Consider the following 25,112-nt stretch of genomic DNA (forward strand, 5'->3'; position numbering starts at 1 on the left):
AATCGGCCATCTTGCCGATTTCTTGATCAAATGGATCCTTGCCCGCCTGGTCCGGGAGGGTTCAGCCCGGAGGCAGGCCAATGAGCAGCAAGGCTGGCGCGTTTTTACGTGAGGCCGTTCAGCAAGACGGCCCGGCGCTGTTCGCCGTATTCCACTCCGCCATACACCAGGTGTGCAGCCGCGACTACACGCCCGCACAGTGCGCGGCCTGGGCGCCGGCAACACTGGATGCACCGGACTGGCATTCACGCATTCTGGCCTTGCAGCCGCTGGTGATCGACGTAGCCGGCGAAGTCGTGGCATTCGCCGATGTGCAGCACGATGGCCTTATCGACTGTTTCTACGTGCACGGTCAGCTGCAGGGCAGGGGCTATGGGGGTATGTTGCTGAGGGCTTTGCTGGAAAAGGCTTCCGGAATGAAGCTCTCAAGCGTATATGGGGAGATCAGCCTGACGGCTCAGCCTTTCTTCCTGCGCCACGGTTTTGCGGTCGAAGCGGTGCAGCGCGTGCACTGTCGCGGGCAGTGGTTCGACAATGCCCGTATGCGGCGGCAGCTGGACTGACCTGTAGCAGGGGGACGTTGCTCATTGCGGATCTCAATCGCAGTCCTGATAGCCGCCCAGCGTGCCACAGCAGGTGCAGCGAAAGAGGTAGGCCGTTGGCGAGCCGTCCTTGTCGAGCGCGTTGAAAAACTCATCCCAGTCGGGGCCGTCGTCCAGGCCGGCGTCATTCTGGATGGCGAGAATGGCCTCCTGTCCCAGCGCTTGCAGTTCACTCTTGCCCGCGCGGCCGATAAATGCCGCCGCGCCTTGGCAATGGCTCCACCAGCGTTCCTGTTGCCAGCCTGCAAAACCGGGAGTGCGATAGGCGATTTCTTCCCGTACGGCGTCGGCTACGTCGTCCCACTCCCCGCCGCCGCCAATGCCGGCTTCATCGGTGAAGCTGGCGTCGAATTGCGCATGCGCCGAGCCGTCCGCGATGCACCAGGGGCACAGGGCGTTGTCCAGTTCTTCTTCGGAGTACACGGGGCCGGTATAGATGTAACCGCGGCTCTGGCTGCAGCAGGCGCATTCGTCGTCAGCGGCAATGATGGCGCCAGTGGCGAGCGGATCGGGGTGATATTTGAAGGTGGGGAGGGCCATGCTGTAATCCTTGAAAGTGTGCTCTCGCTGCGGGCTGAGTTTTATGTTCCATGCGTACGAATACGCTGCGCTATTCGTACCTGCGCGGGCTGATCAAGCTGCAAGCAATTCATCAAACGGATAGATGCCGCGCAGATCGACTCGCTCGCTGTCCTGTCTGATGTGTTGTGCATGCTCGGCAATCAGCGTCATGGCCTGGCTGGCGGGGAAGGCTTCCGAGCCGCCCATGGCGGCGATGAACAGTAGTTCGCCAATCTGCGTGATGCGGCGCATCACTGCAATGTCGACGTCGCCGTTGCTCAAGGCCTGATCGATCTTGTCCGTCTTGATCATCGAGCCGCGCAAGCGCCGCGCGATGACCCTGGCGCTGATCTCCGGGTCGTCACTTTCGGCAACCATGGCCTCCTCTTTTTGACGCAACGCGATCTGCTGCGCATTGCTTGTACCGCCAAGCCGGGCTGCCGGCACGACATGGCCGAGTTTGGTGGACTCCCAGTTCGCCATGTTTCCGGGAGGGCAGGCCGCCAGTTGCTCGCTCAGCTGCCGGCTGGGCTCGGCCAGCTCGAAGACATAGGCATAGAGCAGCGCTTTTGCCGCGCGCTCAATGCTTTCGGCGTCGCGTGGATTGAGCTGGCTGGCTGCTGCGGCGCAGCCTTGCAGGATGATTGCAATCGGGGTGTTCATGGTTTCATGTCTTAAGATCGAGAGGGGTATCAGAGACGGCTTATGGGTATTGCCTTGCGAGACTTTATGGCAAAGGGCTGTGGTGCAATACCCTTGGGCTTATTCCTGCGGCAGTGTCAGCCCATTGCGCCCGTACAGCTGGCTCAAGTACTTCAGCCCCTCGGCCTGTCCGGAGGTAAGCGCGTCGGCACTAAAGTTCGGGAAGTAGGCATCTGCATACATCGGCTGCAGAAATGCGTGGCTGGCAATGATGCTATTCGAGATTTTCATAGTGATTTCCATGGGTAGTCTGCAAAGCCCGCTGTGATTTCGCTGATCGATTTCGAGTTTCATGTTTATTCAATCGTTTAATCATCCGACTGGTCATGTATCAGTTTCGGCGTTGGGTGTTTTTGATCAAGATGAACATGTTTACAATATTTGAATCTACGCGGGCTACTCTAATTAATGGTAGGTAGAGGGGTATTGGCGTTTCAAATTGAGTACCTCATCTATGAACCGGCTGGTTGAAAAACCCCCTCGACTATTTCCGCAAAATTTCCCGTTTTTGTTTTCCACGAAATGTGTGGATGTGGCAAGGATTGAATTGTCGCGCAAGTCTTTGATGGTCACTGTGGCGCCGTAAATGCTGAGCCGATCGGAGGTGTTGTAAAAAACGGTTTTGACTTCGTACTCACTCTCTAATTTCTCGGTCGGGATGCCCCGGCGATTTTCAAGGGTATATTTCAAGTATTTACCAGGATTTTCCTCATCCCTTGTTTCATAAAAAAGTAGCAGGCCACTATTTATGCTGCCGTCTCCCAGAGTTCCAACACTGTTTGTGTGAGTAAAATTTTTCGGGGCGGTAATTATTTCTCGTTCCCAGGCTGGGTCATAAAAAATACCACTCACATCACTCGTACGTTTGAATATCTGCTCGCCTGATGAGGCGCATCTTCGCTGGAATTCTTTAGCCCGTTCTTTGTTTACGATGTAAATGGAGTTTTCTGACGTAAGGTAGTAGCCTGTATATGCGGTAAGCAATGCGATACCGATTGACGTAGAGGCCGCTATGACTAGCCAGTCTTTGCTGCCAAGTATTCGTAGCAATTGCCCGGCCGAAAATACAGCAAGTGATGTGACCCACAGGGTATACCCCCAGCCGTAGGATGTGATCGGGGAGTGCGAGTTTCCATTCGCCATCTCTTTGTAAAGCAGGAATGAGAGTGCCAGCGCAAGGGCACTTAATCCAAGAAGGCAGGATTTCCTGATCTGATTTTTATAAATCAGTGCGGCCAGAAATAGTGGATTAGCAAACCATGAGAAGTGGCCATCGAAAGGGCCTATCCAGCCAGATATCAAATAAAGCAGAGCTGGGACTGAATCGAAATCACCGCTGGTGTAAACCGCAGGCAGGAGCAGGCAAGACAAGAAAATCAGGATGCTGAGGGGGATGTGGAGGGTGCTTGCGTCCCACTTGAATTTCAAATTAATACTCCTTGCGTGCTCGAAATTTCGCAGTTGTGCTCGGTGTTATTCTGCCTTGTCTGTATTTTTATGGGTATTGCCCTGCATTCCTTTAAAATGAATGGCTACATGGCAATACCCATGGTTTTATGCCTGTGGTAGCGTCAGCCCATTGCGCCCGTACAGCTGGCTCAGGTACTTCAGCCCTTCGGCCTGTCCGCTGGTGAGCGCGTCGGCGCTGAAGCGGTACTGCCAGTTGCCGCTGGCCTTGCCCGGCTTATTCATCCGGGCGCTCGTGCCCTGGCCGAGTACGTCCTGCACCGGTGCGATGGCGAAGAGGGCGCTGGTGGACCACGCCAGCCGGATCAGATCCCAGCCTGCGGCTTCGCCCGAGGTGTTCAGATAGCGGCGGAAGTAGTCGCGCGCCTTGTCATTGGCCACGCCATACCAGCCCAGCGTGGTGTCGTTGTCGTGTGTGCCGGTGTAGACCACCGTGCGGCTGTCCGGATAGTTGTGCGGCAGGTGGTCGCTGGCCGCGTCGGCATCGAAGGCAAACTGCAGCACCTTCATGCCGGGCAGGCCCAGCTTTTCGCGCAAGGCGGTGACGTCCGGCGTGATGATGCCGAGGTCTTCGGCGATGATGGGCAGGTTTTTGCCCAGTGCCTTTTCGATGGCCGCAAACAGCGCCTTGCCCGGCGATTTTTTCCACTGGCCGTTCACCGCCGTGGCTTCGCCGAACGGCACCGCCCAGTAAGCGGCAAAGGCGCGGAAGTGGTCGATGCGCACGATGTCGGTGGTGGCGAGCAGTGCGGCGATGCGGTCTATCCACCAGGCAAAGTCCTGCTCCTGATGCCTGGGCCAGTCGTACAGCGGGTTGCCCCAGAGCTGGCCGGTGGCGGAAAAATAATCGGGCGGTACGCCGGCGACTTCATTCGGGTCGCCGGCGGCATCGAGGCAGAAGAGGGATTGGTTTGCCCACACGTCAGCCGAATCGAAGGCGACGAAAATCGGAATATCACCGATCAGCCGGATTCCGCGCTCATTGGCGTAGGTCTTGAGTTGCGCCCACTGGCGGAAGAACAGGAACTGCAGGAACTGATAAAAGGGCACGTCATCGGCCAGCGTCTTGCGCCAGTGGCTCAATGCCTTGGGAGTGCGTGCGGCTAGCTCCTTGGGCCAGGAATTCCATACCGCGCCGTAGTAGCAGTCCTTGATCTGGTTGTCGCTCAATCGCCCGGCCAGGCGCTGGTAGTAGCTCTGGTACTCGGGCGTTTCGTAATCGTTCTGCCGTGCGGCGATGAAGTGGAATTTGCAGGCGACAAACAGCGCATAGTCATCCAGCCAGGCGTGCTGCTTGCAGAAGGTTGCGAACTCCTTTTTCAAGGCGGCAGGCGGGCTGACCTGATAGTTGCGCCATGCCGCACGCAGCACGGTCATTTTCCACGGGATGACGCTGCCGTAATCGATGCGCTGCGCATCAAACGCGAGCGCCGGGATGTCGGCGTCAGTGAGCAGGCCGTCGGCGATCAGCAGCTCGGGGCTGATCAGGTAGTGGTTGCCGGCAAAGGTGGAAAACGACTGGTAGGGCGAGTCGCCGTAGCTGGTCACGCCCAGCGGCAGCACTTGCCACAGCGTTTGGCCGGCCGTCTGCAGAAAGTCGGCAAAGCGGTAGGCGGCGGGGCCGAGATCGCCGATGCCGTAGGGCGAGGGCAGGGAGGTGATGTGGGCCAGCAGGCCGGAAGCGCGGCTGAAGGTCATGGGCTATCCCTGAATTTAATATTGTAATATTTTGGTAAGTAATATTTCGGTAAACTGCGCGGTAAGCAAGGCGCAGCCTGTCGCATATTGTGCTGCAGCAAGCCGGCAATGCTGGCCTGCATCGCCCGTTATGTGGCATTTTTGCTGGAAGCGCAAGCGTTTCCCCCGGGAAATGCCAGCTTACGAATATGGTGTATCAGCTGACAAATAGAAGGCTCGCCTGAGCCTTGCGTCGGGCGCCGAATAAAAACAATGACCAGCGAGGATTGATATGCTGAACCCCCCGTGCGCAGAAATCGAAGCCGCAGTCCTGGATGCCTCCGCGATCGAGGCCATCTGCAGCGGCACGCATGACAATCCCTTTGCCCTGTTGGGCATGCACGTGACCGACACCGGTCTGCAGGTGCGGGCCTGGCTCCCCGGCGCCGATCAGGTGAGCGTGCTGGATGCCAAAACCGGCCGCAAGCTGGTCGAGCTGGCTCGCATTGACGAGCGCGGTTTCTTTGCCGGCAGCGTGCCGCGCCGCAAGAATGCCTTTGCCTATCGACTGCTGGTTCGCTGGGGCGAACACGAATTCGATCTGGAAGACCCGTACCGCTTTGCCCCGACGCTGGGCGAACAGGACGTCTGGCTGCTGGCCGAAGGCACACACTTGCGCCCTTACGAGCGCCTGGGTACCCACCCGCGCACGATGGAAGAGGTGGGCGGCGTGGCGTTTGCCGTGTGGGCGCCGAATGCCCGGCGCGTGTCGGTGGTCGGCGACTTCAACGGCTGGGACGGCCGGCGGCATCCGATGCGCAAGCACGTGGGCTGCGGGGTGTGGGAAATTTTCCTGCCCAATATTCCGGCTGGCAGCAATTACAAATACGAAATTCTGGATGCCAACGGCCAGATCCGCCTGAAGTCGGACCCCTATGGCTTCGCGTCCGAGCTGCGCCCGAGCACCGCGTCACGGGTGGCCTTCCTGCCGCCGTGGGTGGAGCCCAGCGATGCGCGCCGCAGCGCCAACCGTTTCAATGCGCCGGTGTCGATTTACGAAGTGCATCTGGGTTCCTGGCGGCGGGTGCCGGAAGAGGGCAACCGCTGGCTGTCCTACCGCGAACTGGCCGAACAACTGGTGCCCTATGTGGCCGATCTGGGCTTCACCCACATCGAACTCTTGCCGATCAACGAGCATCCCTTTGATGGTTCCTGGGGGTATCAGCCGCTAGGCCTTTATTCGCCTACCTCGCGCTTCGGTACCCCGGAAGATTTCCGCTATTTCGTCGAGGCGGCGCATGCGGCTGGCGTCGGCGTATTGCTGGACTGGGTGCCTGGCCACTTCCCGACCGATGATCATGGCCTGGCGACCTTCGATGGCACGCACATCTACGAGCACGCCGATCCGAAGGAAGGTTTCCATCAGGACTGGAACACGCTGATCTACAACTTCGGTCGCAACGAAGTGCGCAACTACCTGATCGGCAATGCACTGTACTGGGTCGAGCGCTTCGGCATCGATGGCCTGCGCGTCGACGCGGTGGCGTCCATGCTGTACCGCGACTATTCCCGCCGCGAAGGCGAGTGGGTACCGAACCAGTTTGGCGGCCGCGAGAATCTGGAAGCCATCGATTTCATGCGCCGGATGAATGCGACCGTTGGCACCGAGCGCCCCGAGGCGATGACGATGGCCGAAGAGTCGACGGCGTTTCCGGCGGTAAGCCGGCCGCCGGAAATGGGCGGCTTGGGTTTCCACTACAAGTGGAATATGGGCTGGATGCACGACACGCTCAGCTATTTCCAGAAAGAGCCGATTCATCGCAAGCACCATCACAACCAGCTGACCTTCGGGCTCTTGTATGCCTTTACGGAAAACTTCGTGCTGCCGCTGTCGCACGATGAAGTGGTGCACGGCAAGGGCTCGCTGCTCGCCAAGATGCCGGGCGACTGCTGGCAGCAATTTGCCAATCTGCGTGCCTACTACGCCTTCATGTGGGCGCATCCGGGCAAGAAGCTGGTGTTCATGGGCGGCGAATTCGGCCAGGGGCGCGAGTGGAACCATGACAGCAGCCTCGACTGGCATCTGCTTGCCGAGGGCCCGTGGCACGCCGGCGTGCAGGCGCTGATGCGCGACCTGAACCGCGTCTACCAGCACGAACCGGCGCTGCACGAGATCGATTTCGACCCGCGCGGCTTCCAGTGGCTGGTGGCGGATGATGCCGAGCATTCGACGCTGGCGTTTGTGCGCTATGCGGACAATGGTCGCCCGGTGATCGTGGTGTGCAACTTCACGCCGGTGCCGCGCCATGGCTATCGCATCGGCGTTCCCGATGCGGGGCATTACCGCGAGATTCTCAATACCGATTCGACCTTCTATGCCGGCAGCAATACCGGCAATGGCGGTGTGACCAGTGAAGCGCATCCGCTGCATGGCCACGCGCAGTCGATCACGCTGACCTTGCCGCCGCTGTCGGTCATTTATCTGGCGCGTGACGATGGCTGATCAGGCTGTGAGCCTATCAACCGGGCTGCCATATCCGCTGGGTGCGACGCCGGACGCGCGCGGGGTGAACTTCGCGCTCTATGCCGGCGCGGCCAGCGGCGTGACGCTGTGCCTGTTCGATGCGAATGGCGCGCAGGAACAGGCCCGCTACGCACTGACCCAGTGTGAGAACGGGGTATGGTTTGGCAGACTCGATGGTGTAAAGGCCGGGGCTGTATACGGCTATAGAGTAAGTGGCGAGTGGGCGCCCGAGCGCGGCCTGCGCCACAATCCCGAACTGCTGCTGCTCGACCCGTATGCCCGCGACGTCGTCGGCGAATTCGGCAAGACGCCGCTGCTGGCGCGCGTGACTGCCGAAACGTATGACTGGGGCGACGATACGCCGCCGCGCACGCCCTGGGGCGAGACGGTGATCTACGAAGCGCATGTGCGCGGCCTGACCATGCGGCATCCGGAGATTCCGGCCGAGCTGCGCGGCAGCTACGCGGCGCTGGCGCACCCGGCGATCATCGCGCACCTGCAAAAGCTTGGCGTCACCGCCATCGAGCTGCTGCCGGTGCAGTACTTTCTGGATGAGCCGCGGCTCATCGATCTCGGTCTGAAAAACTACTGGGGTTACAACCCGCTGGCCTGGTTTGCGCCGGCATCGCGCTATTGGTCGGGCCGGGCCGGCACCACGCCGCTGTCGGAGTTCCGCGACGCGGTGAAGGCGCTGCACGCCGCCGGCATCGAGGTAGTACTCGATGTGGTGTTCAACCACACGGCAGAGCTGGATGCGCCGGGGCCGGTGCTGGGCTATCGCGGCATCGATAACGCTGCCTATTACGTGCTCAACGGTCATGGCGAGTATGAGAACTGGACCGGCTGCGGCAATGTGTTGAACCTCTCGCATCCGCGTGTGGTGCAGCTGGTGATGGATGCGCTGCGCTACTGGGTCGGCGAATGCCATGTCGACGGCTTCCGCTTCGACCTGGCGCCGATTCTGGGGCGTGTCAACGGCGGCTTCAGCGCGCTTGCGCCCTTGCTGGTGGCGATGCAGCAGGATCCGCTGCTGACCCGGGTCAAGCTGATCGCCGAGCCGTGGGACATCGGCCCGGGCGGCTACCAGCTTGGTCAGTTCCCTGCCGGCTGGGGCGAGTGGAACGATCAGTACCGCGACGCCATGCGCCAGTTCTGGCTGCACGACGGCGTGAATCGCGCCCTGTTCGCACGCCGCTTCGCTGCTTCCAGTGACCGTTTCCAGCATGGCGGACGCGCACCGCAGGCCAGCGTGAATTTCCTGACCGCGCACGACGGTTTCACCCTGCGCGATCTCGTCAGCTACAACCACAAGCACAACCTCGCCAACAAGGAACACAACCGCGACGGCCATTCGCACAATCTGTCGTGGAATTGTGGCGTCGAAGGCCCGAGCGACGACGCCGGCATCAACACGCTGCGCGAGCGCGCGCAGAAAGCGTTGCTGGCGACGCTGCTGCTCAGCCAGGGCACGCCGATGCTGCTGGCCGGCGACGAGCTGGGCCACAGCCAGCAGGGCAACAACAACGCCTATTGCCAGGACAACGACATCACCTGGCTCAACTGGCAGAACGCCCAGTCCGGGCTGGCCGATTACGTTGCTGAACTGATCGCCATTCGCAAAAGCTGCCCGGCACTCACCAGCAATCACTGGTGGCGCGGCGCCGAAGCGGGCGAATCCGCCGACGTGCAGTGGCTCAACCCCTCTGGTGATGCGCTGCACCCGCACGACTGGGAAGACGCGGCCGGGCGCGCAATGATGATCCTGCTGGCGGGTGACTTGCTGATCCTGCTCAATGCCTCGGCGCACCAGTTGCATTTTCATTTGCCGGCCGGTGGCTGGCAGCTGAGGCTGGCCAGTACTGGCGATGCCCAGACTTCACACAAACTGCACGACTGCCGCGTCGCCGCGCGCAGCGTGACCGTACTCACCCGCTTTGATGGACAGGAATGAACGCATGAGCAAGACCATTGCCACCACGGCCTTTGCCGGCCAGCGCCCCGGTACCTCCGGCCTGCGCAAGAAAGTGACCGTCTTCCAGCAGCCGCACTATCTGGAAAACTTCGTGCAGGCGATTTTTGATTCGGTGCCGGAACTCGATGGCGGCGTGCTGGTAGTCGGCGGCGACGGCCGCTATTACAACCGCACGGCGATCCAGACCATCCTGAAAATGGCCGCTGCCAACGGCGTGGCGAAAGTGCTGGTGGGCAAGGGCGGGATTCTCTCCACGCCGGCAGCCAGCTGCGTAATCCGCAAATACGGCGCGGTCGGCGGCATCGTGCTGTCGGCCTCGCACAATCCGGGTGGCCCGGATGGCGATTTCGGCATCAAGTACAACATCGGCAACGGCGGTCCGGCCCCGGAAGCGGTAACCGAAGCCATTTACGCACGCACGCAGACGATTGCCGAATACAGGCTGGCCGACGCAGCGGATTACAACCTCGACACGTTGGGCGAAGGCCAGCTCGCCGGCATGCAGGTCGTGGTGCTCGATTCCGTGCTCGACTACAGCGAGCTGATGGCCAGCCTGTTCGATTTCGCCGCGATTCGCGCCTGGTTCGCCGCTGGCCACCGCATGCGTTTCGACGGCCTGTCCGCCGTGTCCGGCCCGTACGCGAAGCACATCATCGAGGGCGTGCTCGGCGCGCCAGCCGGCACCGTCGTCAACGGCGAGCCGCTGGAAGACTTCGGCGGCCATCATCCCGATCCGAACCCGGCTCATGCGCACGAGCTGATGGAAGTGATGTTTGCTGAAAATGCGCCGGATCTGGGCGCCGCCAGCGACGGCGACGCCGACCGCAACATGATCGTCGGCAAGAAGCTGGCGGTGACCCCGTCCGACTCGCTGGCCATCATGGCGGCGAACGCCACGCTGATCCCGGGCTACAAGGATGGCCTGGCCGGCGTGGCGCGCTCGATGCCGACTTCGCAGGCGGTTGATGTCGTCGCCAAGGCGCTGGGCATCGAAGCATTCGAAACCCCTACCGGCTGGAAATTCTTCGGCAATCTGCTGGACGCCAACCGCGCCACGCTGTGCGGCGAAGAGTCGTATGGCACCAGCTCCAACCACGTGCGCGAGAAGGACGGCGTGTGGGCGGTGCTGTTCTGGCTGAACCTGCTGGCCGCCACGGGCAAGAGCGTGACCGAACTGGTGAGTGCGCACTGGGCGCGATTCGGGCGGCACTTCTATTCGCGCCACGATTTCGAGGGGCTGGATACCGAAGCGGCCAATGGCCTGATGGAGCATCTGCGCGCGCTCGTCGGCACGCTGGCCGGCCAGACGCTGCGCGGCCATACCGTGCAGATGGCCGACGACTTTGCCTACACCGATCCGATTGATGGCTCGGTATCGAAAAAGCAGGGTGTGCGCATTTTGTTTGCAGACGGCAGCCGCATTGTCTATCGCCTGTCCGGCACCGGCACCGAAGGCGCCACGCTGCGCGTGTATCTGGAGCGCTATGTGGCCGATGCCGCGGGGCACGGTGAGGACACCCAGTCGGCACTGGCGGCGCTGATCACGATCTCGCGCGAGCTGGCGCAGATCGAAGCGCGTACCGGCCGCACCGAGCCGACTGTTGTAACGTGATATTGCTGGGTATGTGGCCTTAGCCATTCTTCGCATTTGGCTTTGGCCATATACATGTTGATGTATGTGTGTTTCTGCTGCAACAGCCAAGCTGATTGGCAAGATCGCTTCAGCTTTCTTGCCGTCATTCCGGCGAAGGCCGGAATCCAGAGGGGTTAACGAAACGTTTGCAGTCTGGATGCCGGGCTGTTTGTGAATGCTTGCTGAGGCAGCTATCTATTGATCGGGCCCTCTGATGTTTTCACTCGTAGGAGCGAGCTTGCTCGCGATCAGCAAGGCTTCGCGAGCAAGCTCGCTCCTACGGAAATGCAAACTTCTGGAGGGGTGGATTAATAATCAGAAAAACCAATAGGGCGGCAAGCCCATCGAGAACGAGGAAGGGAGAACAACCATGAAGACGCAAACCCTGGACCAGATCACGCTGGCGCGCCAGCTGCCCAACAAATCCGTCGCGCTGGTGCTCGCCGGCGGGCGCGGCTCGCGACTGAAGGCGCTGACCGACCATCGTGCCAAGCCGGCCGTGTATTTCGGCGGCAAGTTCCGCATCATCGACTTCGCGCTGTCCAACTGCCTGAATTCCGGCATTCGCCGCATCGGCGTCATCACGCAATACAAGTCGCATTCACTGTTGCGCCACATGCAGCGCGGCTGGTCGTTCCTGCGCGCCGAGCTGAACGAATTCGTCGATCTGCTGCCCGCGCAGCAGCGTGTGGACGAGGAGCACTGGTATCGCGGCACGGCCGACGCGGTCTACCAGAACCTCGATATCGTGCGCACCTACAAGTCCGAGTATGTGGTGATCCTCGCGGGTGACCACATCTACAAGATGGATTACTCGCGCATGCTGCTCGACCACGTCGAAAAAGGCGGCAAGTGCACGGTGGCCTGCATCGAGGTGCCGCGCAACGAGGCCAGCGCCTTTGGCGTGATGGCAGTCAATGCCGACCGCCAGATTACCGCCTTCGTGGAAAAGCCGGCCGACCCGCCCGCCATGCCGGGCAATGAGGACATCTCGCTGGCGTCGATGGGCATCTACATCTTCAACACCGACTATCTGGCGCAACTGCTGGAAGACGACATCCGCAACCCCGACTCCAGCCACGACTTCGGCAAGGATCTCATTCCGAAGATCGTCAGCCAGGGCGAGGCCTATGCGCACCCCTTCGGCCTGTCGTGCGTGCAGAGCGATGAATCGGGCGCGCCGTACTGGCGCGATGTCGGCACCGTGGATGCCTATCACGCCGCCAACCTCGATCTGGCATCCGTGACCCCCGAGCTGGACATGTATGACCGCGACTGGCCGATTCATTCGTATCAGGAACAGCTGCCGCCAGCCAAGTTCGTGCAGGACCGCAACGGCAGCCACGGCATGACGCTCAATTCGCTGGTGTCCGGCGGCTGCATCGTTTCCGGATCGCTGGTGCTTAATTCCGTGCTGTTCTCGAAGGTGCGCGTGCATTCCTTCTGCACCATCGATTCGGCGGTGATTCTGCCGGACGTGACCATCGGCCGCTCCTGCCGCCTGCGCCGCGTGGTAATTGATCGCAGCTGCGAGATTCCGGATGGCATGGTGATCGGTGAAAACGCCGAGGAAGATGCGCGCCGCTTCTACCGCAGCGAAAACGGCGTGGTACTCGTTACCCGCGACATGCTGGCCAAGCTCTGAAATCCGGGATTTTGCGATGTCGGTTTTTTGTCATGCGCATGGTCCGTGCAATCCGGCTGTCATCCTGACCGTCCAGACTGCGCGAACCTTACGTAAAACCTGCCCAAGTCATCACGAGTGAACAATGATGCGAATTCTGCATGTTGCTGCCGAACTCTTCCCTTTGCTGAAAACCGGTGGGCTGGCCGATGTGGTCGGCGCACTGCCGCTGGCGCTGGGCGCCGGCGGCGCCGATGTGCGCGTGCTGCTGCCGGCCTTTCCGGCCATCCTGGCCGGGACCAATGTCGAGGGTGAGGTCGCCCGCTTTGACAGCTTCGCCGGACCGGCTCGCCTGTTGTTCGGCAAGACGGCCGACGGTGTTCAGCTCTATCTGATCGATGCGCCGCAGTGCTACGACCGCCCCGGCAATCCCTACCATGATGCCGAACAGCGCGCCTATGCCGACAATCACCTGCGCTTTGCCCTGCTGGGCTGGGTGGCGGCGCAACTCGCGCAGGGCCTGGACGGCTTCTGGCGACCGGCCGTCGTGCATGCGCACGACTGGCATGCCGGGCTGGCGCCGGCCTATCTGGCGGCGGCCGGCCGCCCGGCCAGGTCCGTCATCACCGTGCACAATCTGGCCTATCAGGGCGTGTTCGGTGCCGAAACCTTTGCCGGGCTGGCCTTGCCGGCCGCCTTCTTTGATCGGGAGGGCGTGGAGTTTCACGGCAATCTCTCCTTCCTCAAGGCCGGTCTGTATTTTGCCGACCACATCACCACGGTCAGCCCGAGCTATGCGCGCGAAATCACCACGGCGGAACAGGGCTGCGGGCTGGAAGGCCTGCTGCAGGCGCGCAGCGGCCAGCTCAGCGGCATCCTCAATGGTGTGGACGAGGCGGTTTGGCATCCGGCCACCGATGCGCTGCTGCCGGCCAACTACAGCAGCGAGAAAATGGCCGGCAAGGCCAAATGCAAGACTGCCCTGCAGCACGAGCTGGGCCTGGATGAGCAGGATGAGCAGCCGCTCTTTGTGGTGGTGTCGCGCCTGACCGAACAGAAGGGCCTGCCGCTGGTGCTGGACGTCCTGCCCGAACTGCTGGCCCGTGGCGGGCAGTTCGCGCTACTTGGCAGTGGCGATGCCTGGCTGGAGGAGGCCTTCCGCCAGCTGGCGCATGCCCATCCGCGCCAGGTGGCCGTGAAACTTGGCTATAACGAAGCCCTGTCGCACCGGCTGATTGCCGGTGGTGACGTCATCATGGTGCCCAGCCGCTTCGAGCCCTGCGGGCTCACCCAGCTGTATGGCCTGCAGTACGGCACCCTGCCGCTGGTACGCCGCGTCGGCGGTCTGGCCGATACCGTCAGCGATGTGTCGCTGGAAAACCTGGCCGACGATTGCGCCACCGGTTTTGTCTTTCACGATCTGTCCGCCGCGGATTGCCTGCGTGCGGTGCGCCGGGTGTTTGCCCTGTGGTCGCGTGCGCGCGAGTGGAAAAGCGTGCGCCGCCGTGCGATGGCCCAGGACGTGGGCTGGCAGGCATCGGCCGAGCATTATCTTGCCCTCTATCAACAGTTGATTTCCTGAAGGAAACCGCATGAGCATCCCGTTTACCTATGATTCCCCAGCCGCGAATAACGACGTCGAATCGCTGAAACGCGCGATTTCCAACAAGCTGATGTTCTCCATCGGCAAGGACCCGTACGCGGCCAACAGCAAGGACTGGATGGATGCGGTCTTTCTGGCGGTGCGCGACCGCATGGTCGAGCGCTGGATGGAAACCACGCGCGCGCAGTACTCGCAGGATGTGAAGCGCGTGTATTACCTCTCGATGGAATTCCTGATCGGCCGCGCGCTGGGCAACGCCTTGCTGGCGCTGGACCTGCAGGAGCCGGTGCGGCAGGCGCTCGACGACATGGGTGTGAATCTCGACGAACTGCTGGCCGAGGAGCCCGATGCCGCGCTGGGCAATGGTGGCCTGGGCCGGCTGGCCGCGTGTTTCCTCGATTCGATGGCGACGCTGGGCATTCCGGGTTTCGGTTACGGCATTCGCTACCAGTTCGGCATGTTCAAGCAGCGCATCATCGAAGGCCGTCAGGTCGAGGCGCCGGATACCTGGCTGGGCTCGGTGAACATCCTCGACTTCCCGCGCGACGAGGTGTGCTACCGCGTCTGCTTTGGCGGGCGGCTCGAACTCGACGGCGAGAAGGTGCGCTGGGTCGACACGCAGCACGACGTGCTGGCGGTGGCACACGACATCATCATTCCGGGTTACGACACCACGGCGACCAACACCCTGCGTCTGTGGACGGCGCGCTCGACGCGCGAAATCAATCTGTCCAAGTTCAACGAGGGCGATTATTTCTCGGCGGTCGAGCAGAAAAACGTCTCGGAAAACGTGTCGCGCGTGCTGTACCCGGACGATTCGACCTATTCGGGCAAGGAGCTGCGCCTGCGCCAGGAGTATTTCTTCTGCTCGGCCAGCCTGCAGGACATCCTGCACCGCTACAAGCTCACGCACGAGACGCTCGACGAGCTGCCCAACAAGATCGCCATCCACCTCAATGACACGCACCCGGTGCTGGCCGTTCCCGAGCTGATGCGCCTCCTGCATGACGAGTACGGCATGGATTGGGATACCGCCTGGGGCTATACCACGAAGATTTTCAGCTACACCAATCACACGCTGATGAGCGAGGCGCTGGAGTGCTGGCCGGTGGACATGCTGGGCCGCCTGCTGCCGCGCCATCTGCGCATCATTTTCGACATCAACGAGCGCTTCCTGAAGGAAGTGGCTGCGCGTTTCCCGAACGATGCCGACCTGCTGCGCCGCGTGTCGCTGATCGAGGAGGGCGGCGAGCGCAAGGTGCGCATGGGCTATCTGGCGGTGGTGGCGAGCCATACCGTCAACGGTGTGTCCGAGCTGCACTCGGAGCTGATGAAGACGTCGATCTTTGCCGATTTCGCGGCGATCTATCCGGATCGTTTTACCAACGTCACCAACGGCATCACGCCGCGCCGCTGGCTGGCGCTGGCCAACCCGCAGCTCTCCGGCCTGATCGACGACGCCATCGGCAAGACCTGGCGCGTGCGGCTTGACGAGCTGGCCGAGCTGCGCGAGAAGGCCGATTTCCCGCAGTTCGTCGAAGCCTTTCAGGAGGCCAAGCACGCCAACAAGGAGCGCCTGGCGAAATACGTCGCGCGCACGCTGGGCGGCGTGATCAACCCGGACGCGCTGTTCGACGTGCAGGTGAAGCGCATCCACGAATACAAGCGTCAGCTCCTGAACGTGCTGCATGTGATCACGCGCTACAACCGCATCATCAAGCACCCGGAAAAAGCCTTCCAGCCGCGTGTGGTGATCTTTGCCGGCAAGGCGGCCTCGGCCTATCGCACCGCCAAGCTGATCATCCAGCTCATCAACGATGTGGGTCTGAAGATCAACAACGACTCGCGCGTGGGCGACAAGCTCAAGGTGGTGTTCATTCCCAACTACAGCGTGAGCCTGGCCGAAATCATCATCCCGGCGGCCGATCTGTCCGAGCAGATTTCCACGGCCGGTACCGAGGCATCGGGCACCGGCAACATGAAGTTCGCGCTCAACGGCGCGCTGACCATCGGCACGCTGGATGGCGCCAACGTCGAAATCCAGGAGGCCGTGGGTGCCGACAACATCTTCATCTTCGGCCAGACCGCCGATGAGGTGGAAACGCGGCGCAAGAACGGCTACAACCCGCGCGAGATCTACGAGAACAACCGCGAGCTGCGCGAGGTGCTCAATCAGCTGGCCAGTGGCTTCTTCAGCCCAGGCGAGCCCGAGCGCTACCGTTTCCTCTACGACGTGCTGGTGAACTGGGGCGACCATTACCAGCTGCTGGCCGATTACCAGAGCTATATCGACGCGCAGGATCGTGTCGACGCGCTGTACGCCAAGCCCGATGCCTGGGCGAAGAAAGCCATCCTCAACGTGGCCGGCATGGGGCGCTTCTCGGCGGATCGCACCATCGCCGATTACGCGGAGCGCATCTGGAAAACCCGGGCGGTGAAGCTGTAGTCCGGAGCGTCAAGCCAGCACCTGATTAGAAAACTGTCTCAGCAAGCATTCACCAACAGCCCGTCATGCCGACGAAGGCCGGCATCCAGACTGCAAACGTTTCGTTAACCCTTCTGGATTCCGGCCTTCGCCGGAATGACGGCAACAAAGCTGAAGAGTCTTGCTAATCAGGAGCCAGCAAAAAAGGCTGACCATGTGGTCAGCCTTTTTGCTGGGTATGTGCCTGCAGCCTAATCAGGGAAAGGGCTGCATGGCAATACGGTGCCGGGGTTATTTGCCGGTCGGGCCGTTCTGGTATTCGAGCAGCTTGACGACCTGCTGCACGCCGCCAACCTTGCTGGCCAGGATGCCGGCCTTGTTGCCAAGCTCCGGCGTGGACAGGCCCATCAGGTAAACCACGCGGCGCTCGGTGACCACCAGGATGTGCACGCTTTGCGATTCGCCGGCGCCGGCCAGAATGGCCGACTTCACGCGGGTGGTGAGCTGGCTGTCGTTCAGGCGGTCTGCCGCGGAGGAGGGCGGAGCGATCACCGTCTCGTTGATGACCTGACGCACGCGCGACTCCTTGCGCGCCAGCTGCTCGACCGTGCCGCGCGCGGCATCATCGGGCACTTCGCCGGTCAGCAGGGCAATGCCGTTATACACGGTGACATTGACGTGGGCCTTTTCCTTGAAGGTGTCGATGATGCGGGCGCTGATTTCGGCGCCGCTGCTGGTGTCGCGTTCGATCTGCACGGTCTTGCGCGGGTCCGAGCCGATCCAGGCGCCGACGGCCACGCCGCCGACTACCAGCAGCGGCACGCAGCCGGACAGGCCGATCAGGCTGGCCAGCAGGGCGGGCAGCAGGGCGCGGCGCATTACTGGTCACCCCCCAGCAGCATGAAGTCGACGGCATCGCACATGGCGTGGATGGCGGTAATGTGCACTTCCTGCGTGCGTGCGGTGCGCGAGGTCGGCGCACAGATGTGCACGTCATCGCCGGTCAGCAGTTCGCCGATCTGGCCGCCGCCCTTGCCGGTCAGCGCGATCACGCGCATCTGGCGGTCATGCGCGGCGTGAATGGCGGAAATGACGTTGGCCGAGTTGCCCGAGGTGGAGATCGCCACCAGCACATCGCCGGCGCGGCCCAGCGCGTGCACCTGCTTGGAGAAGACCAGGTCGAAGTCGTAATCGTTGGCAATCGCGGTCAGCGCCGAGGTGTCGGTGGTCAGCGCAATGGCGGGCAGACCCGGGCGCTCGCGTTCGAAGCGGCCGACCATTTCGGCGGCAAAGTGCTGGGCGTCGGCCGCCGACCCCCCGTTGCCGCAGGCCAGAATCTTGCCGTCGGCAATCAGCGCCTGCACCATCAGCTCGGCCGCGGCGGCAATGGCCGGCGACAGTTCGTCGGCAGCGGCCTGCTTGACCTTGATGCTTTCCAGAAAGTGGTGCTGTACGCGGGTGATCAAATCCATGGTGTTTATCCTTCAGTGGCGTCCAGGCAGTTCTTCAGCCAGATGATGTCGCTGCCCTCGAAACAGACTGCGTCGAAGCGGCAGGGTGGCGTGGTGCGCAGACTGCTCAGGTAGGTTTGTGCGGCGGTCAGCAGTTTAGCGCGTTTTGCCGGACCGATGCTGGCGGCGGCGCCGCCAAAACGGCTGGACGCGCGCGCCCTGACTTCTACAAATACCAGCGTTTGCCCGTCCCGGGCAATCAGGTCAATCTCGCCCCGGCGGCATTGCCAGTTGCGCTCGACAATGGTGAGGCCGGCACGGCGCAGGTAGTCTGCTGCCGCATTTTCGGCCGCCGCGCCCTTGTCGTTCATGGGACCGCGGGGGCCGTGGCGGGTTCCGTGGCCGCCGGTGGCGTACCGCCCACCCGACCGGGAACGGTGCGCAGCACCAGTTCACGGCTGATAACGCCATCGTCACCGATGCGCAGCTGGCCGGTCACGCCGCTGAATTCCTTTTCACCGCTGGCCGTGGCCAGCGCCGCGGCAATGCGCCAGGCGTCCAGGCCCAGCGCAAACAGCCGCTCCAGATCGGGCGAGGCGAGACGCTTGCGCTGGAAGACGGCGTAGTCCTCCAGCTCGGGCGTGGCCAGCCAGGGCATGTCCAGAAAGCGTACGCCGGCCAGGTCGATGCTGGCTTTCTGCGTGCCGCTGTCGATCTGGCTGGTGCCGAACACCAGGCGTTCATTGCCCAGATAGGGGCGCACCAGCTTGGCCTGCTTGTTGCTGGTCGCCAGGATCACGCTGTCGGCGTTGGCGTCGGTGATGATCTTGCCCAGTTGCGCGGGCGGGTTGGCGGGGTCGGCCAGATCCAGCACGATGGGCGGCTCACCCGTCAGTCGCAGCCAGCTGTCGATGAAGCCCTGCACCATGCGTGGCGCCAGTGCGCCATCGCCTTGCAGCAGCACGGGCCTTCGCAGGCCGCCTTCATGAATCAAGGCCGCCAGCTGGCTGGCCTCGGCCTCGATGGACAGGCTGAAGCTGAACAGCTGCGGGCGTTGCAGCGTGGTGTTGTCAAAGCTGTTCAGCGCCAGCACCGGCACGCTCAGCTGGCCATTGTCGGCAATGTAATTCACCGCCGACTTGCTCAGCGGGCCGATGATGGCGACAGCGCCTTCCTGCTGGGCGCGTTCCAGCTGGGCCAGCACATCGCTCTCGGTGTCGGTGGTGTCATACAGGCGCACGGGCGGGATGTCGGCATTGCCAAGCTGCCTTTCGGCGGCGAGCACACCGGCGCGAATCTGCTCGGTCGCGGCTTTCAGCGACTTGCTCTTGGCCGGCAGCAAGAGGGCAATGGCCGGCTTGCTGGCCGCGGATGCCGCAGCCGAGGCGGTCTCGGCGGCGGTGGCGCTGAGCGCCAGTGCCCCGTATAGTACCGCCGCAGCAATCCGGATCGTGCGAAGAAAGGGGAAGTTGGCGTGCATGACGATACTTTTAAGGTGAGCAGAGCTGCATTATATGTGGTCGCCACACCAATCGGGAACCGTGCCGACATCACCGAGCGCGCGCTCGCCGTGCTGCGGCAGGCCGATGTGATCGCCGCCGAAGACACGCGCGTCACCGGACTTTTGCTCAAGCACTACGGCATCGGCACCCCGATGCTGAGCCTGCGCGAACACAACGAGCGCGGCATGGCCGAAAAACTGGTGGCGCGCATGCAGGCCGGCGAGACGGTCGCCCAGGTCTCCGATGCCGGTACGCCAGCCATCTCCGACCCCGGCGCCGTGCTGGTCGCCACGGCGCATGCCGCCGGCATTCCCGTCATTCCCGTGCCTGGTGCTTCCGCCCTGACCGTTGCGCTGTCCGCGGCTGGCTTTACCGCCCCGCACTCGCTGTTTTACGGCTTTCTGCCGCCCAAGACGGGCCAGCGCCAGAGCGCGCTGGCCGAACTGGCCGCCTTGCCCTACCAGATCGTGTTCTACGAAGCGCCACACCGCATTCTGGAGTGCCTGGCCGATCTTGCCACCGTGTTTGGCGGTCAGCGTCAGGCCGTGCTGTGCCGCGAGCTGACCAAAACCTTTGAAACCATCCGCCGCGCCTCGCTGACCGAATTGCACGCCTTTGTCGAGGGCGACAGCAATCAGCAGCGCGGCGAATGCGTGCTGGTGATCGACGCCGCTCCGCCCGCCGAAAAGGCGGCCGATGATGAATACGATGCCGTGCTGCAGCCGCTGGTCGAAGAGCTGCCCGTCAAGCAGGCTGTCGGGCTCGCCATGCGCATCACCGGCGCGCCGCGCAATGCGCTCTATCAGCGCGCGCTGGTGCTCAAGGGCGGGCAGCTAGGCTAACGGCCTTGTCAGACGCCCGGCTGGCGGGCATAATGCCTGCCTTCTGTGCCCGGGTGGCGAAATGGTAGACGCAGGGGATTCAAAATCCCCCGTAGAAATACGTGTCGGTTCGAGTCCGACCCCGGGCACCACTCATATGTTTTAAGCTGTTCAAAGTTGAATGAATAAAGCCCGCAAACCCAGTGTTTCCGGGCTTTTTTGTTGTCTATGCTGTGCGAAGCTGGTCAATCCTACCGAAAATCTATGTACCCCTGCTTGTACCCCTGCTAGGCTACGGGGGTACATGGCCAGTTGGCAGGGGGCGATGATGCCGAAAAAGATTCAGCCGGGAAGCCTTGAGCATTTGCAGTGCGTGCATGCCGAGGCGAGCGACAAGGAAACCTATCTGAACGATGGGGCCGGCCTGTGGCTGGTGGTTCACTCGAACGGTGCGAAGCGCTGGCAGTATCAATTCGTCCTGCATGGCAAGCGCGGCAAAATCTGGCTGGGCTACTTTCCGACACTGAGCCTTGCCGATGCCCGCAAAGAGCTGGAGCAGGCCGCCGTCGCGGTGAAGTCTGGCAAAGATCCCCGCACCGAACGCGCAGCGGAAAAGCTGGCCGCACAATTCACCGCTGAAAACACATTTACCGTTGTCGGGGATGAGTGGCACGGCAAAGAGCTGGCCAGCGGCACATGGAACCCCGACCATGCCGCACGGGTGATGCAGCGCTTGCGGGATGACGTGTACCCCTACATCGGGCGCTTGCCTGTCGATTCCCTGAAAACCCGCGATCTGCTTGTGCCTGTTCAGGCTGCCGCACGGCGCGGCACGCTTGATCTTGCCGACCGGCTGCGCCGCTACATCACCGGCATCATGCGGCACGCGGTACAGACAGGCCGCATTGAAACCAACCCCGCGCTTGATCTGGTAGGGGCTATTCCGAAAGGCAAGACGGTGCATCGGCCTGCCTTGTCGTTGCCGCGCCTGCCCGAATTGCTGGCACGCATCGCCGGATATGAGGGCCTGGCCGTCAAGCGCCTGGCCGCGCAATTCGCCCTGCTGACCGGGGCGCGCTCGTCCGAGTTTCGCTTTGCACGCTGGGATGAGTTTGATCTTATTCAGGGCATCTGGACGATTCCAGCGGGGCGGGAAGAAGTCGAGGGCGTGCGGTACAGCAAGCGCGGCGAGAAGAACGGCAAGCAGGGGACGGCCAGCCGGGAGCGTGTGGTGTATCTGGCGCGGCAGACGCTCGCCTTGCTGCACGAACTGCATGCGCTGAACGGGCGCAGCGTGTTCGTTTTTCAGGGGCAGCGCCGTGATGTGCCGCTATCGGAAAACGCGGTAAACGATCTGCTCCGGGATGTGGGCTACAACACCAAGCCCGGCGGCGATGTGTGCCTGCATGGGTTTCGCAGCATGATTGTTTCCAGCTTGCGCGAATCGGGCGTGTTTCCGCATGACGCAATCAAGGTGCACATCGGGCACGGCGCAGAAGCAGGCGAGGAGGTGCACGGGATTTACGCCCGACTTGCCGAACACCGGAAAACCCGCCGCGTGATGCTGCAATGGTGGGCGGATTATCTGGATGCACTGCAAGCCGCTGGCCACTACATTGAGCCGTGCGACTTCAATCCGAACAAGGCGGAAGTGCTGACGCTGCACAAGGCCGCCTGACCGAGTTTGCCGCGCCTAGCCCGACGGGGCGAAAACGGGACACCCTGACCCGCTGGCGCTGGCAATCATTACAGGGAGTGACGCCATAGGGGGCGTGATGGATAAGGGCGAACGAGCGAAGGCAGCCAGGTGGCGTTTAGAGGCTGCGCGAACATTCCAATACTTTGAAGCGCTTTGTATTGCTGAGGGCGTTCCCAGGGAGATGGTTGAGCGAAGCTTGATTGCGCGCATTGCCGAGCATGGGGAGTTCGATCAACTACCCAAGCCAGTGGCCGTAGTCATTGGACGGAATCACCAGATACGCGTAGCCCTTCAGTCTTTTCTCCGGGTTATTCGGGCAAACAAAAGCGACTGGCCGTATCGTCTATCACAGAAGACTTGGGCGCACGCAGCGCGCCATGCAGCCATGCTGCACATGAAAGAGGCACGAGGACTGTCAAAGGCTATTTCGGAAGTAGAGGCTGCCGCGAGTGTAATGACGAGCCTCACAGATGGCGACCTTGTTGACGCAATGGGGAAACTGCAAGTAGCCACGGCAGAAATTGAGCAACTCAGGGTGGCGCTGGCCGATGAGATAAGCAGAAGATCGAGCCAGCGAAACGCCGGGGCAGAGCTGGCAAGATTGAGGCACAAAGAAACAGATGAAATGCTGATTCAGGCCGCCGAACACTGGCGCAAACACATAGACTCGGGGTTATCCGCCCCCAAGGCGGCAAACATCCTGATAGGTGTCGTCAATTTGAGTCATGACCGCTTGAGGCGGCTTGTGTTAGACCTGAAAAAAGGCGTGCGGCCTGCGCAGAACACATGATTTGCGCTAGGCGCATGGCCTGCGTATAGCTGTTTCGGCCCCATTCGTGGGGCTTTCTAATTCGCGTCATGACCAACTAGCCCAAAGGTGGCAAATCATGAGCGAATCTCTCTTGCGGTATCCCGCTCTGTCCGAAAAGGTGGACGCAGCACGCGGCACCATCCTTGACTGGCTGAACCCCCTCAGCCCGCGCCACGACCCGACCTTCCCCAAGCCGATCAAGATCGGTGCGCATTCCGTCGCCTTTGTCGAAAGCGAGGTGGATGCATGGATTGCTGCCCGTATCGCTGCGCGCGATGCCGAGCTGACCGACGCAGCCAAGCGCCAAGCCGCTGCCGCTGCCCGCCGTGAACGCGCTCGCCGCACCCAGCGCAAAGCCGCCTGACCGGAGGCCGCGCCATGCAAAAAGAAAAGCGCCACCCGGTTTCCCAAAGCAGCGCCAGCAATCAGCCAGGCCAGATTACCGCCACCGAAGCAGCGGCACAACGGCTGCGCGTACTGGCTGCCTTGCGTAGCGGCTCCTGCACGACATTTGAGCTGCGCGACCGCTGCAATGTGATGATGCCCGCCGCGCGCATCAAGGAGCTGAAAGACGCCGGCCATACCATCATCACCGATCTGATCGACGCAGAGGACAGCCACGGCAGGCCGCACGGCCGTGTTGCCAAGTACACGCTGATTCGGGAGGCCAAAGCATGAGCCTTCCCAACCGTTCCCGCGTCGGGCACAATGCCGCCGCTGCCTGCAATCAGGCGGCCAGCTTTAGCAGGCTGATTACACAGGCGGACGACCGCCAGCCCTTACCGTTGCGCGGTTTTTTTACGCCCGTTCGCAGTGTGCGTGCGTGCGCGTCCGTCTCCCTTGCAGTGCCTTCGATGGCGGGCAGGGGTGGGGAGGCCTTGCGCCTGCCGGTTCCTGTGTGCCGGTCTGCTAACCCTGCCCTTTGCCCGCCCCCTCCGTTTAGCAGCGGAAGGCGGGTTCATCCCCGCACAGGAGGCGCACGCCATGTCTAGTCACGTTCATACCCAAGCCAGTTCCACCCCGATTACCTTCAACCCGCTGCCGGACTATCACCCGCTGGCACAGTCTGCCGAACGCATGGCGCAAGCCTATGACGTGGACAGTGCTACCGAGCGTGGCGAGCTGTTCGGCGCATCGACGCTGGGCGAGCTGCAAGCCCAGGGCGCTTACCTGTTTGCCGTGCGTGCTGCACAAGCCAAGCCCGAGCGTCTGATCTGGCATTGCCAAAGCGCACTGCTGGCACGACTGGGCTTGAGCAATCACGCCGGCCTGAGCCATGAACAAGAGCTGCTGCGCGGTTTCATCATCGGCCTGATGGGCAATCTCGAACAGGCATTCGAGCAGCCAGAGGGGGATGAATGACGGACCCCGCAAACGACATCCGCGCCGCACTGGCGCACATCCCGGCGCATGACCGCGCTCTGTGGGTGTGCATGGGGATGGCCGTCAAGTCCGAGCTGGGCGATGGCGGCTTTACCTTGTGGGACGACTGGAGCCAGAGCGCCGACAATTACCAGCCCAAGGCTGCCCGCGTCGTCTGGAAAGGGCTGCCGGCTGCCGGAAAAGTCACCATCGCCAGTCTGTTTCACGAGGCCATCCAGCATGGCTGGCGGCCCAGCAAGCCCTACACGCCGCCGACGCCAGAGCAGCGCCAGCAGATCGAGGCCGCCCGACTGGCGGCACAACAGCAGGCCGAACAGGAAGCGGAGCGCCTGCATGCTGAAGCCAAGGCCAAAGCTGCCAAACTGTGGGCTGCCGCTGGCGCTGTCCGGGCTGACCATCCTTACCTGATTGCCAAGGGCATCAAGCCGGTGGGGGCCAAGCAATTGCGCGGCATGCTGGTATTGCCGCTGCGGGCTGGCGGCGAGCTGGTCAGCCTGCAACTGATTGGCGAGGATGGCGGCAAGCGCTTCCTCACTGGTGGGCAAGTCAAGGGCACGGCGCTGACGCTGGGCAGCCTGAAGGACGCAACCGAGGTCTTGCTGTGTGAAGGCTGGGCGACCGGCTGCACGCTGCATGAGGCCACCGGCCTGCCGGT

Annotated in this window: 23 protein-coding genes and 1 tRNA gene; 15 read left to right on the forward strand and 9 right to left on the reverse strand. The window is 62.1% G+C overall.

Annotated elements, in window-relative coordinates:
• The first annotated feature begins 80 nt into the window (after positions 1-80).
• Positions 81-563 (forward strand): GNAT family N-acetyltransferase, encoded by a 483-nt coding sequence (locus C515_RS0112195; protein ID WP_028455766.1) that lies wholly within the window; start codon positions 81-83, stop codon positions 561-563.
• 33 nt (positions 564-596) lie between these two features.
• On the opposite strand, the gene C515_RS0112200 is transcribed toward C515_RS0112195, so the two are convergent.
• From C515_RS0112200 to malQ, 5 genes are all read right to left on the reverse strand, one after another.
• Positions 597-1,142 (reverse strand): CbrC family protein, encoded by a 546-nt coding sequence (locus C515_RS0112200; RefSeq protein ID WP_028455767.1) that lies wholly within the window; start codon positions 1,140-1,142, stop codon positions 597-599.
• A 93-nt stretch (positions 1,143-1,235) separates the two neighbouring features.
• On the reverse strand, positions 1,236-1,826 hold the full coding sequence (locus tag C515_RS0112205; protein WP_028455768.1) for a DUF6707 family protein: 591 nt from the start codon (positions 1,824-1,826) through the stop codon (positions 1,236-1,238).
• A gap of 99 nt (positions 1,827-1,925) precedes the next feature.
• Complete coding sequence (locus tag C515_RS23575; RefSeq protein WP_144290444.1) at positions 1,926-2,159, reverse strand: hypothetical protein; 234 nt, start codon at positions 2,157-2,159, stop codon at positions 1,926-1,928.
• A gap of 111 nt (positions 2,160-2,270) precedes the next feature.
• On the reverse strand, positions 2,271-3,293 hold the full coding sequence (locus tag C515_RS22595) for a hypothetical protein (RefSeq protein WP_051304891.1): 1,023 nt from the start codon (positions 3,291-3,293) through the stop codon (positions 2,271-2,273).
• Between the two features lie 126 nt (positions 3,294-3,419).
• The gene (gene malQ / locus C515_RS0112215) at positions 3,420-5,030 is read right to left on the reverse strand and encodes a 4-alpha-glucanotransferase (RefSeq protein ID WP_028455769.1); all 1,611 of its coding nucleotides are present in this window, start codon (positions 5,028-5,030) and stop codon (positions 3,420-3,422) included.
• Between the two features lie 271 nt (positions 5,031-5,301).
• Between malQ and glgB the strand changes: the two genes are divergently transcribed.
• From glgB to C515_RS0112245, 6 genes are all read left to right on the forward strand, one after another.
• Positions 5,302-7,512, forward strand: a complete 2,211-nt coding sequence (gene glgB, locus C515_RS0112220; protein ID WP_051304892.1) for a 1,4-alpha-glucan branching protein GlgB — start codon at positions 5,302-5,304, stop codon at positions 7,510-7,512.
• The gene (glgX, locus tag C515_RS20845; protein WP_051304893.1) at positions 7,505-9,484 is read left to right on the forward strand and encodes a glycogen debranching protein GlgX; all 1,980 of its coding nucleotides are present in this window, start codon (positions 7,505-7,507) and stop codon (positions 9,482-9,484) included. The genes glgB and glgX overlap by 8 nt, the downstream gene beginning before the upstream one ends.
• 4 nt (positions 9,485-9,488) lie before the next feature.
• The gene (locus C515_RS0112230) at positions 9,489-11,117 is read left to right on the forward strand and encodes an alpha-D-glucose phosphate-specific phosphoglucomutase (protein WP_028455771.1); all 1,629 of its coding nucleotides are present in this window, start codon (positions 9,489-9,491) and stop codon (positions 11,115-11,117) included.
• Between the two features lie 391 nt (positions 11,118-11,508).
• Positions 11,509-12,783, forward strand: a complete 1,275-nt coding sequence (gene glgC, locus C515_RS0112235; protein WP_028455772.1) for a glucose-1-phosphate adenylyltransferase — start codon at positions 11,509-11,511, stop codon at positions 12,781-12,783.
• Positions 12,784-12,907: 124 nt separating this feature from the next.
• Positions 12,908-14,344: a glycogen synthase GlgA gene (gene glgA / locus C515_RS0112240; protein ID WP_245575030.1), complete on the forward strand. Its 1,437-nt coding sequence runs from the start codon at positions 12,908-12,910 to the stop codon at positions 14,342-14,344.
• A 10-nt stretch (positions 14,345-14,354) separates the two neighbouring features.
• The gene (locus tag C515_RS0112245; protein WP_028455774.1) at positions 14,355-16,811 is read left to right on the forward strand and encodes a glycogen/starch/alpha-glucan phosphorylase; all 2,457 of its coding nucleotides are present in this window, start codon (positions 14,355-14,357) and stop codon (positions 16,809-16,811) included.
• 270 nt (positions 16,812-17,081) lie between these two features.
• Here C515_RS0112245 and C515_RS20850 read toward each other — a convergent pair whose 3' ends face one another.
• From C515_RS20850 to C515_RS0112265, 4 genes are read right to left on the reverse strand one after another with little or no spacing between them, the layout of a single operon-like run.
• Positions 17,082-17,669 carry a BON domain-containing protein gene (locus C515_RS20850; protein ID WP_043649319.1) on the reverse strand — a complete coding sequence of 196 codons (588 nt, stop codon included), beginning with the start codon at positions 17,667-17,669 and terminating at the stop codon, positions 17,082-17,084.
• Complete coding sequence (locus C515_RS0112255; protein ID WP_028455775.1) at positions 17,669-18,262, reverse strand: phosphoheptose isomerase; 594 nt, start codon at positions 18,260-18,262, stop codon at positions 17,669-17,671. Before C515_RS0112255 ends, C515_RS20850 begins: the two co-directional genes overlap by 1 nt.
• 5 nt (positions 18,263-18,267) lie before the next feature.
• Positions 18,268-18,612, reverse strand: coding sequence for a YraN family protein (locus C515_RS0112260; RefSeq protein WP_028455776.1), 345 nt, complete (start codon positions 18,610-18,612; stop codon positions 18,268-18,270).
• On the reverse strand, positions 18,609-19,721 hold the full coding sequence (locus C515_RS0112265; protein WP_028455777.1) for a penicillin-binding protein activator: 1,113 nt from the start codon (positions 19,719-19,721) through the stop codon (positions 18,609-18,611). Before C515_RS0112265 ends, C515_RS0112260 begins: the two co-directional genes overlap by 4 nt.
• A 36-nt stretch (positions 19,722-19,757) precedes the next feature.
• On the opposite strand from C515_RS0112265, the gene rsmI reads away from it, so the two are divergent.
• From rsmI to C515_RS0112305, 8 genes are all read left to right on the forward strand, one after another.
• Positions 19,758-20,585 carry a 16S rRNA (cytidine(1402)-2'-O)-methyltransferase gene (rsmI, locus tag C515_RS0112270; protein WP_081686930.1) on the forward strand — a complete coding sequence of 276 codons (828 nt, stop codon included), beginning with the start codon at positions 19,758-19,760 and terminating at the stop codon, positions 20,583-20,585.
• A 47-nt stretch (positions 20,586-20,632) separates the two neighbouring features.
• Positions 20,633-20,716, forward strand: a tRNA-Leu gene (locus C515_RS0112275).
• 152 nt (positions 20,717-20,868) lie between these two features.
• Positions 20,869-22,242, forward strand: a complete 1,374-nt coding sequence (locus C515_RS0112280) for a tyrosine-type recombinase/integrase (RefSeq protein WP_158380817.1) — start codon at positions 20,869-20,871, stop codon at positions 22,240-22,242.
• A 97-nt stretch (positions 22,243-22,339) separates the two neighbouring features.
• The gene (locus C515_RS0112285) at positions 22,340-23,053 is read left to right on the forward strand and encodes a hypothetical protein (protein WP_028455780.1); all 714 of its coding nucleotides are present in this window, start codon (positions 22,340-22,342) and stop codon (positions 23,051-23,053) included.
• A 97-nt stretch (positions 23,054-23,150) separates the two neighbouring features.
• Positions 23,151-23,438: a helix-turn-helix transcriptional regulator gene (locus C515_RS20855; protein ID WP_043649322.1), complete on the forward strand. Its 288-nt coding sequence runs from the start codon at positions 23,151-23,153 to the stop codon at positions 23,436-23,438.
• A gap of 14 nt (positions 23,439-23,452) precedes the next feature.
• Positions 23,453-23,752, forward strand: a complete 300-nt coding sequence (locus C515_RS20860; protein ID WP_028455781.1) for a helix-turn-helix domain-containing protein — start codon at positions 23,453-23,455, stop codon at positions 23,750-23,752.
• Between the two features lie 306 nt (positions 23,753-24,058).
• The gene (locus C515_RS0112300; RefSeq protein WP_028455782.1) at positions 24,059-24,436 is read left to right on the forward strand and encodes a hypothetical protein; all 378 of its coding nucleotides are present in this window, start codon (positions 24,059-24,061) and stop codon (positions 24,434-24,436) included.
• Positions 24,433-25,112: PriCT-2 domain-containing protein (locus tag C515_RS0112305; protein ID WP_028455783.1), on the forward strand; the 680-nt coding region annotated here is incomplete at its 3' end. The genes C515_RS0112300 and C515_RS0112305, both read left to right, overlap by 4 nt.

Source organism: Chitinilyticum litopenaei DSM 21440 (assembly GCF_000428145.1).
Classification (GTDB): domain Bacteria; phylum Pseudomonadota; class Gammaproteobacteria; order Burkholderiales; family Chitinibacteraceae; genus Chitinilyticum; species Chitinilyticum litopenaei.

What these genes read in the sequence shown, in the direction of transcription:
- glgB (WP_051304892.1), top strand. Translation starts at nt 5,302, where the DNA reads ATGCTGAACCCCCCGTGCGCAGAAATCGAAGCCGCAGTCCTGGATGCC.
- C515_RS0112265 (WP_028455777.1), bottom strand. Translation starts at nt 19,721, where the DNA reads ATGCACGCCAACTTCCCCTTTCTTCGCACGATCCGGATTGCTGCGGCG.
- C515_RS0112195 (WP_028455766.1), top strand. Translation starts at nt 81, where the DNA reads ATGAGCAGCAAGGCTGGCGCGTTTTTACGTGAGGCCGTTCAGCAAGAC.
- C515_RS0112285 (WP_028455780.1), top strand. Translation starts at nt 22,340, where the DNA reads ATGGATAAGGGCGAACGAGCGAAGGCAGCCAGGTGGCGTTTAGAGGCT.
- C515_RS20855 (WP_043649322.1), top strand. Translation starts at nt 23,151, where the DNA reads ATGAGCGAATCTCTCTTGCGGTATCCCGCTCTGTCCGAAAAGGTGGAC.
- C515_RS0112260 (WP_028455776.1), bottom strand. Translation starts at nt 18,612, where the DNA reads ATGAACGACAAGGGCGCGGCGGCCGAAAATGCGGCAGCAGACTACCTG.
- C515_RS0112255 (WP_028455775.1), bottom strand. Translation starts at nt 18,262, where the DNA reads ATGGATTTGATCACCCGCGTACAGCACCACTTTCTGGAAAGCATCAAG.
- C515_RS0112205 (WP_028455768.1), bottom strand. Translation starts at nt 1,826, where the DNA reads ATGAACACCCCGATTGCAATCATCCTGCAAGGCTGCGCCGCAGCAGCC.
- C515_RS20850 (WP_043649319.1), bottom strand. Translation starts at nt 17,669, where the DNA reads ATGCGCCGCGCCCTGCTGCCCGCCCTGCTGGCCAGCCTGATCGGCCTG.
- glgX (WP_051304893.1), top strand. Translation starts at nt 7,505, where the DNA reads ATGGCTGATCAGGCTGTGAGCCTATCAACCGGGCTGCCATATCCGCTG.
- glgA (WP_245575030.1), top strand. Translation starts at nt 12,908, where the DNA reads ATGATGCGAATTCTGCATGTTGCTGCCGAACTCTTCCCTTTGCTGAAA.
- C515_RS0112200 (WP_028455767.1), bottom strand. Translation starts at nt 1,142, where the DNA reads ATGGCCCTCCCCACCTTCAAATATCACCCCGATCCGCTCGCCACTGGC.
- malQ (WP_028455769.1), bottom strand. Translation starts at nt 5,030, where the DNA reads ATGACCTTCAGCCGCGCTTCCGGCCTGCTGGCCCACATCACCTCCCTG.
- C515_RS20860 (WP_028455781.1), top strand. Translation starts at nt 23,453, where the DNA reads ATGCAAAAAGAAAAGCGCCACCCGGTTTCCCAAAGCAGCGCCAGCAAT.
- C515_RS0112300 (WP_028455782.1), top strand. Translation starts at nt 24,059, where the DNA reads ATGTCTAGTCACGTTCATACCCAAGCCAGTTCCACCCCGATTACCTTC.
- C515_RS23575 (WP_144290444.1), bottom strand. Translation starts at nt 2,159, where the DNA reads ATGAAACTCGAAATCGATCAGCGAAATCACAGCGGGCTTTGCAGACTA.
- C515_RS0112245 (WP_028455774.1), top strand. Translation starts at nt 14,355, where the DNA reads ATGAGCATCCCGTTTACCTATGATTCCCCAGCCGCGAATAACGACGTC.
- C515_RS0112280 (WP_158380817.1), top strand. Translation starts at nt 20,869, where the DNA reads ATGGCCAGTTGGCAGGGGGCGATGATGCCGAAAAAGATTCAGCCGGGA.
- glgC (WP_028455772.1), top strand. Translation starts at nt 11,509, where the DNA reads ATGAAGACGCAAACCCTGGACCAGATCACGCTGGCGCGCCAGCTGCCC.
- C515_RS0112230 (WP_028455771.1), top strand. Translation starts at nt 9,489, where the DNA reads ATGAGCAAGACCATTGCCACCACGGCCTTTGCCGGCCAGCGCCCCGGT.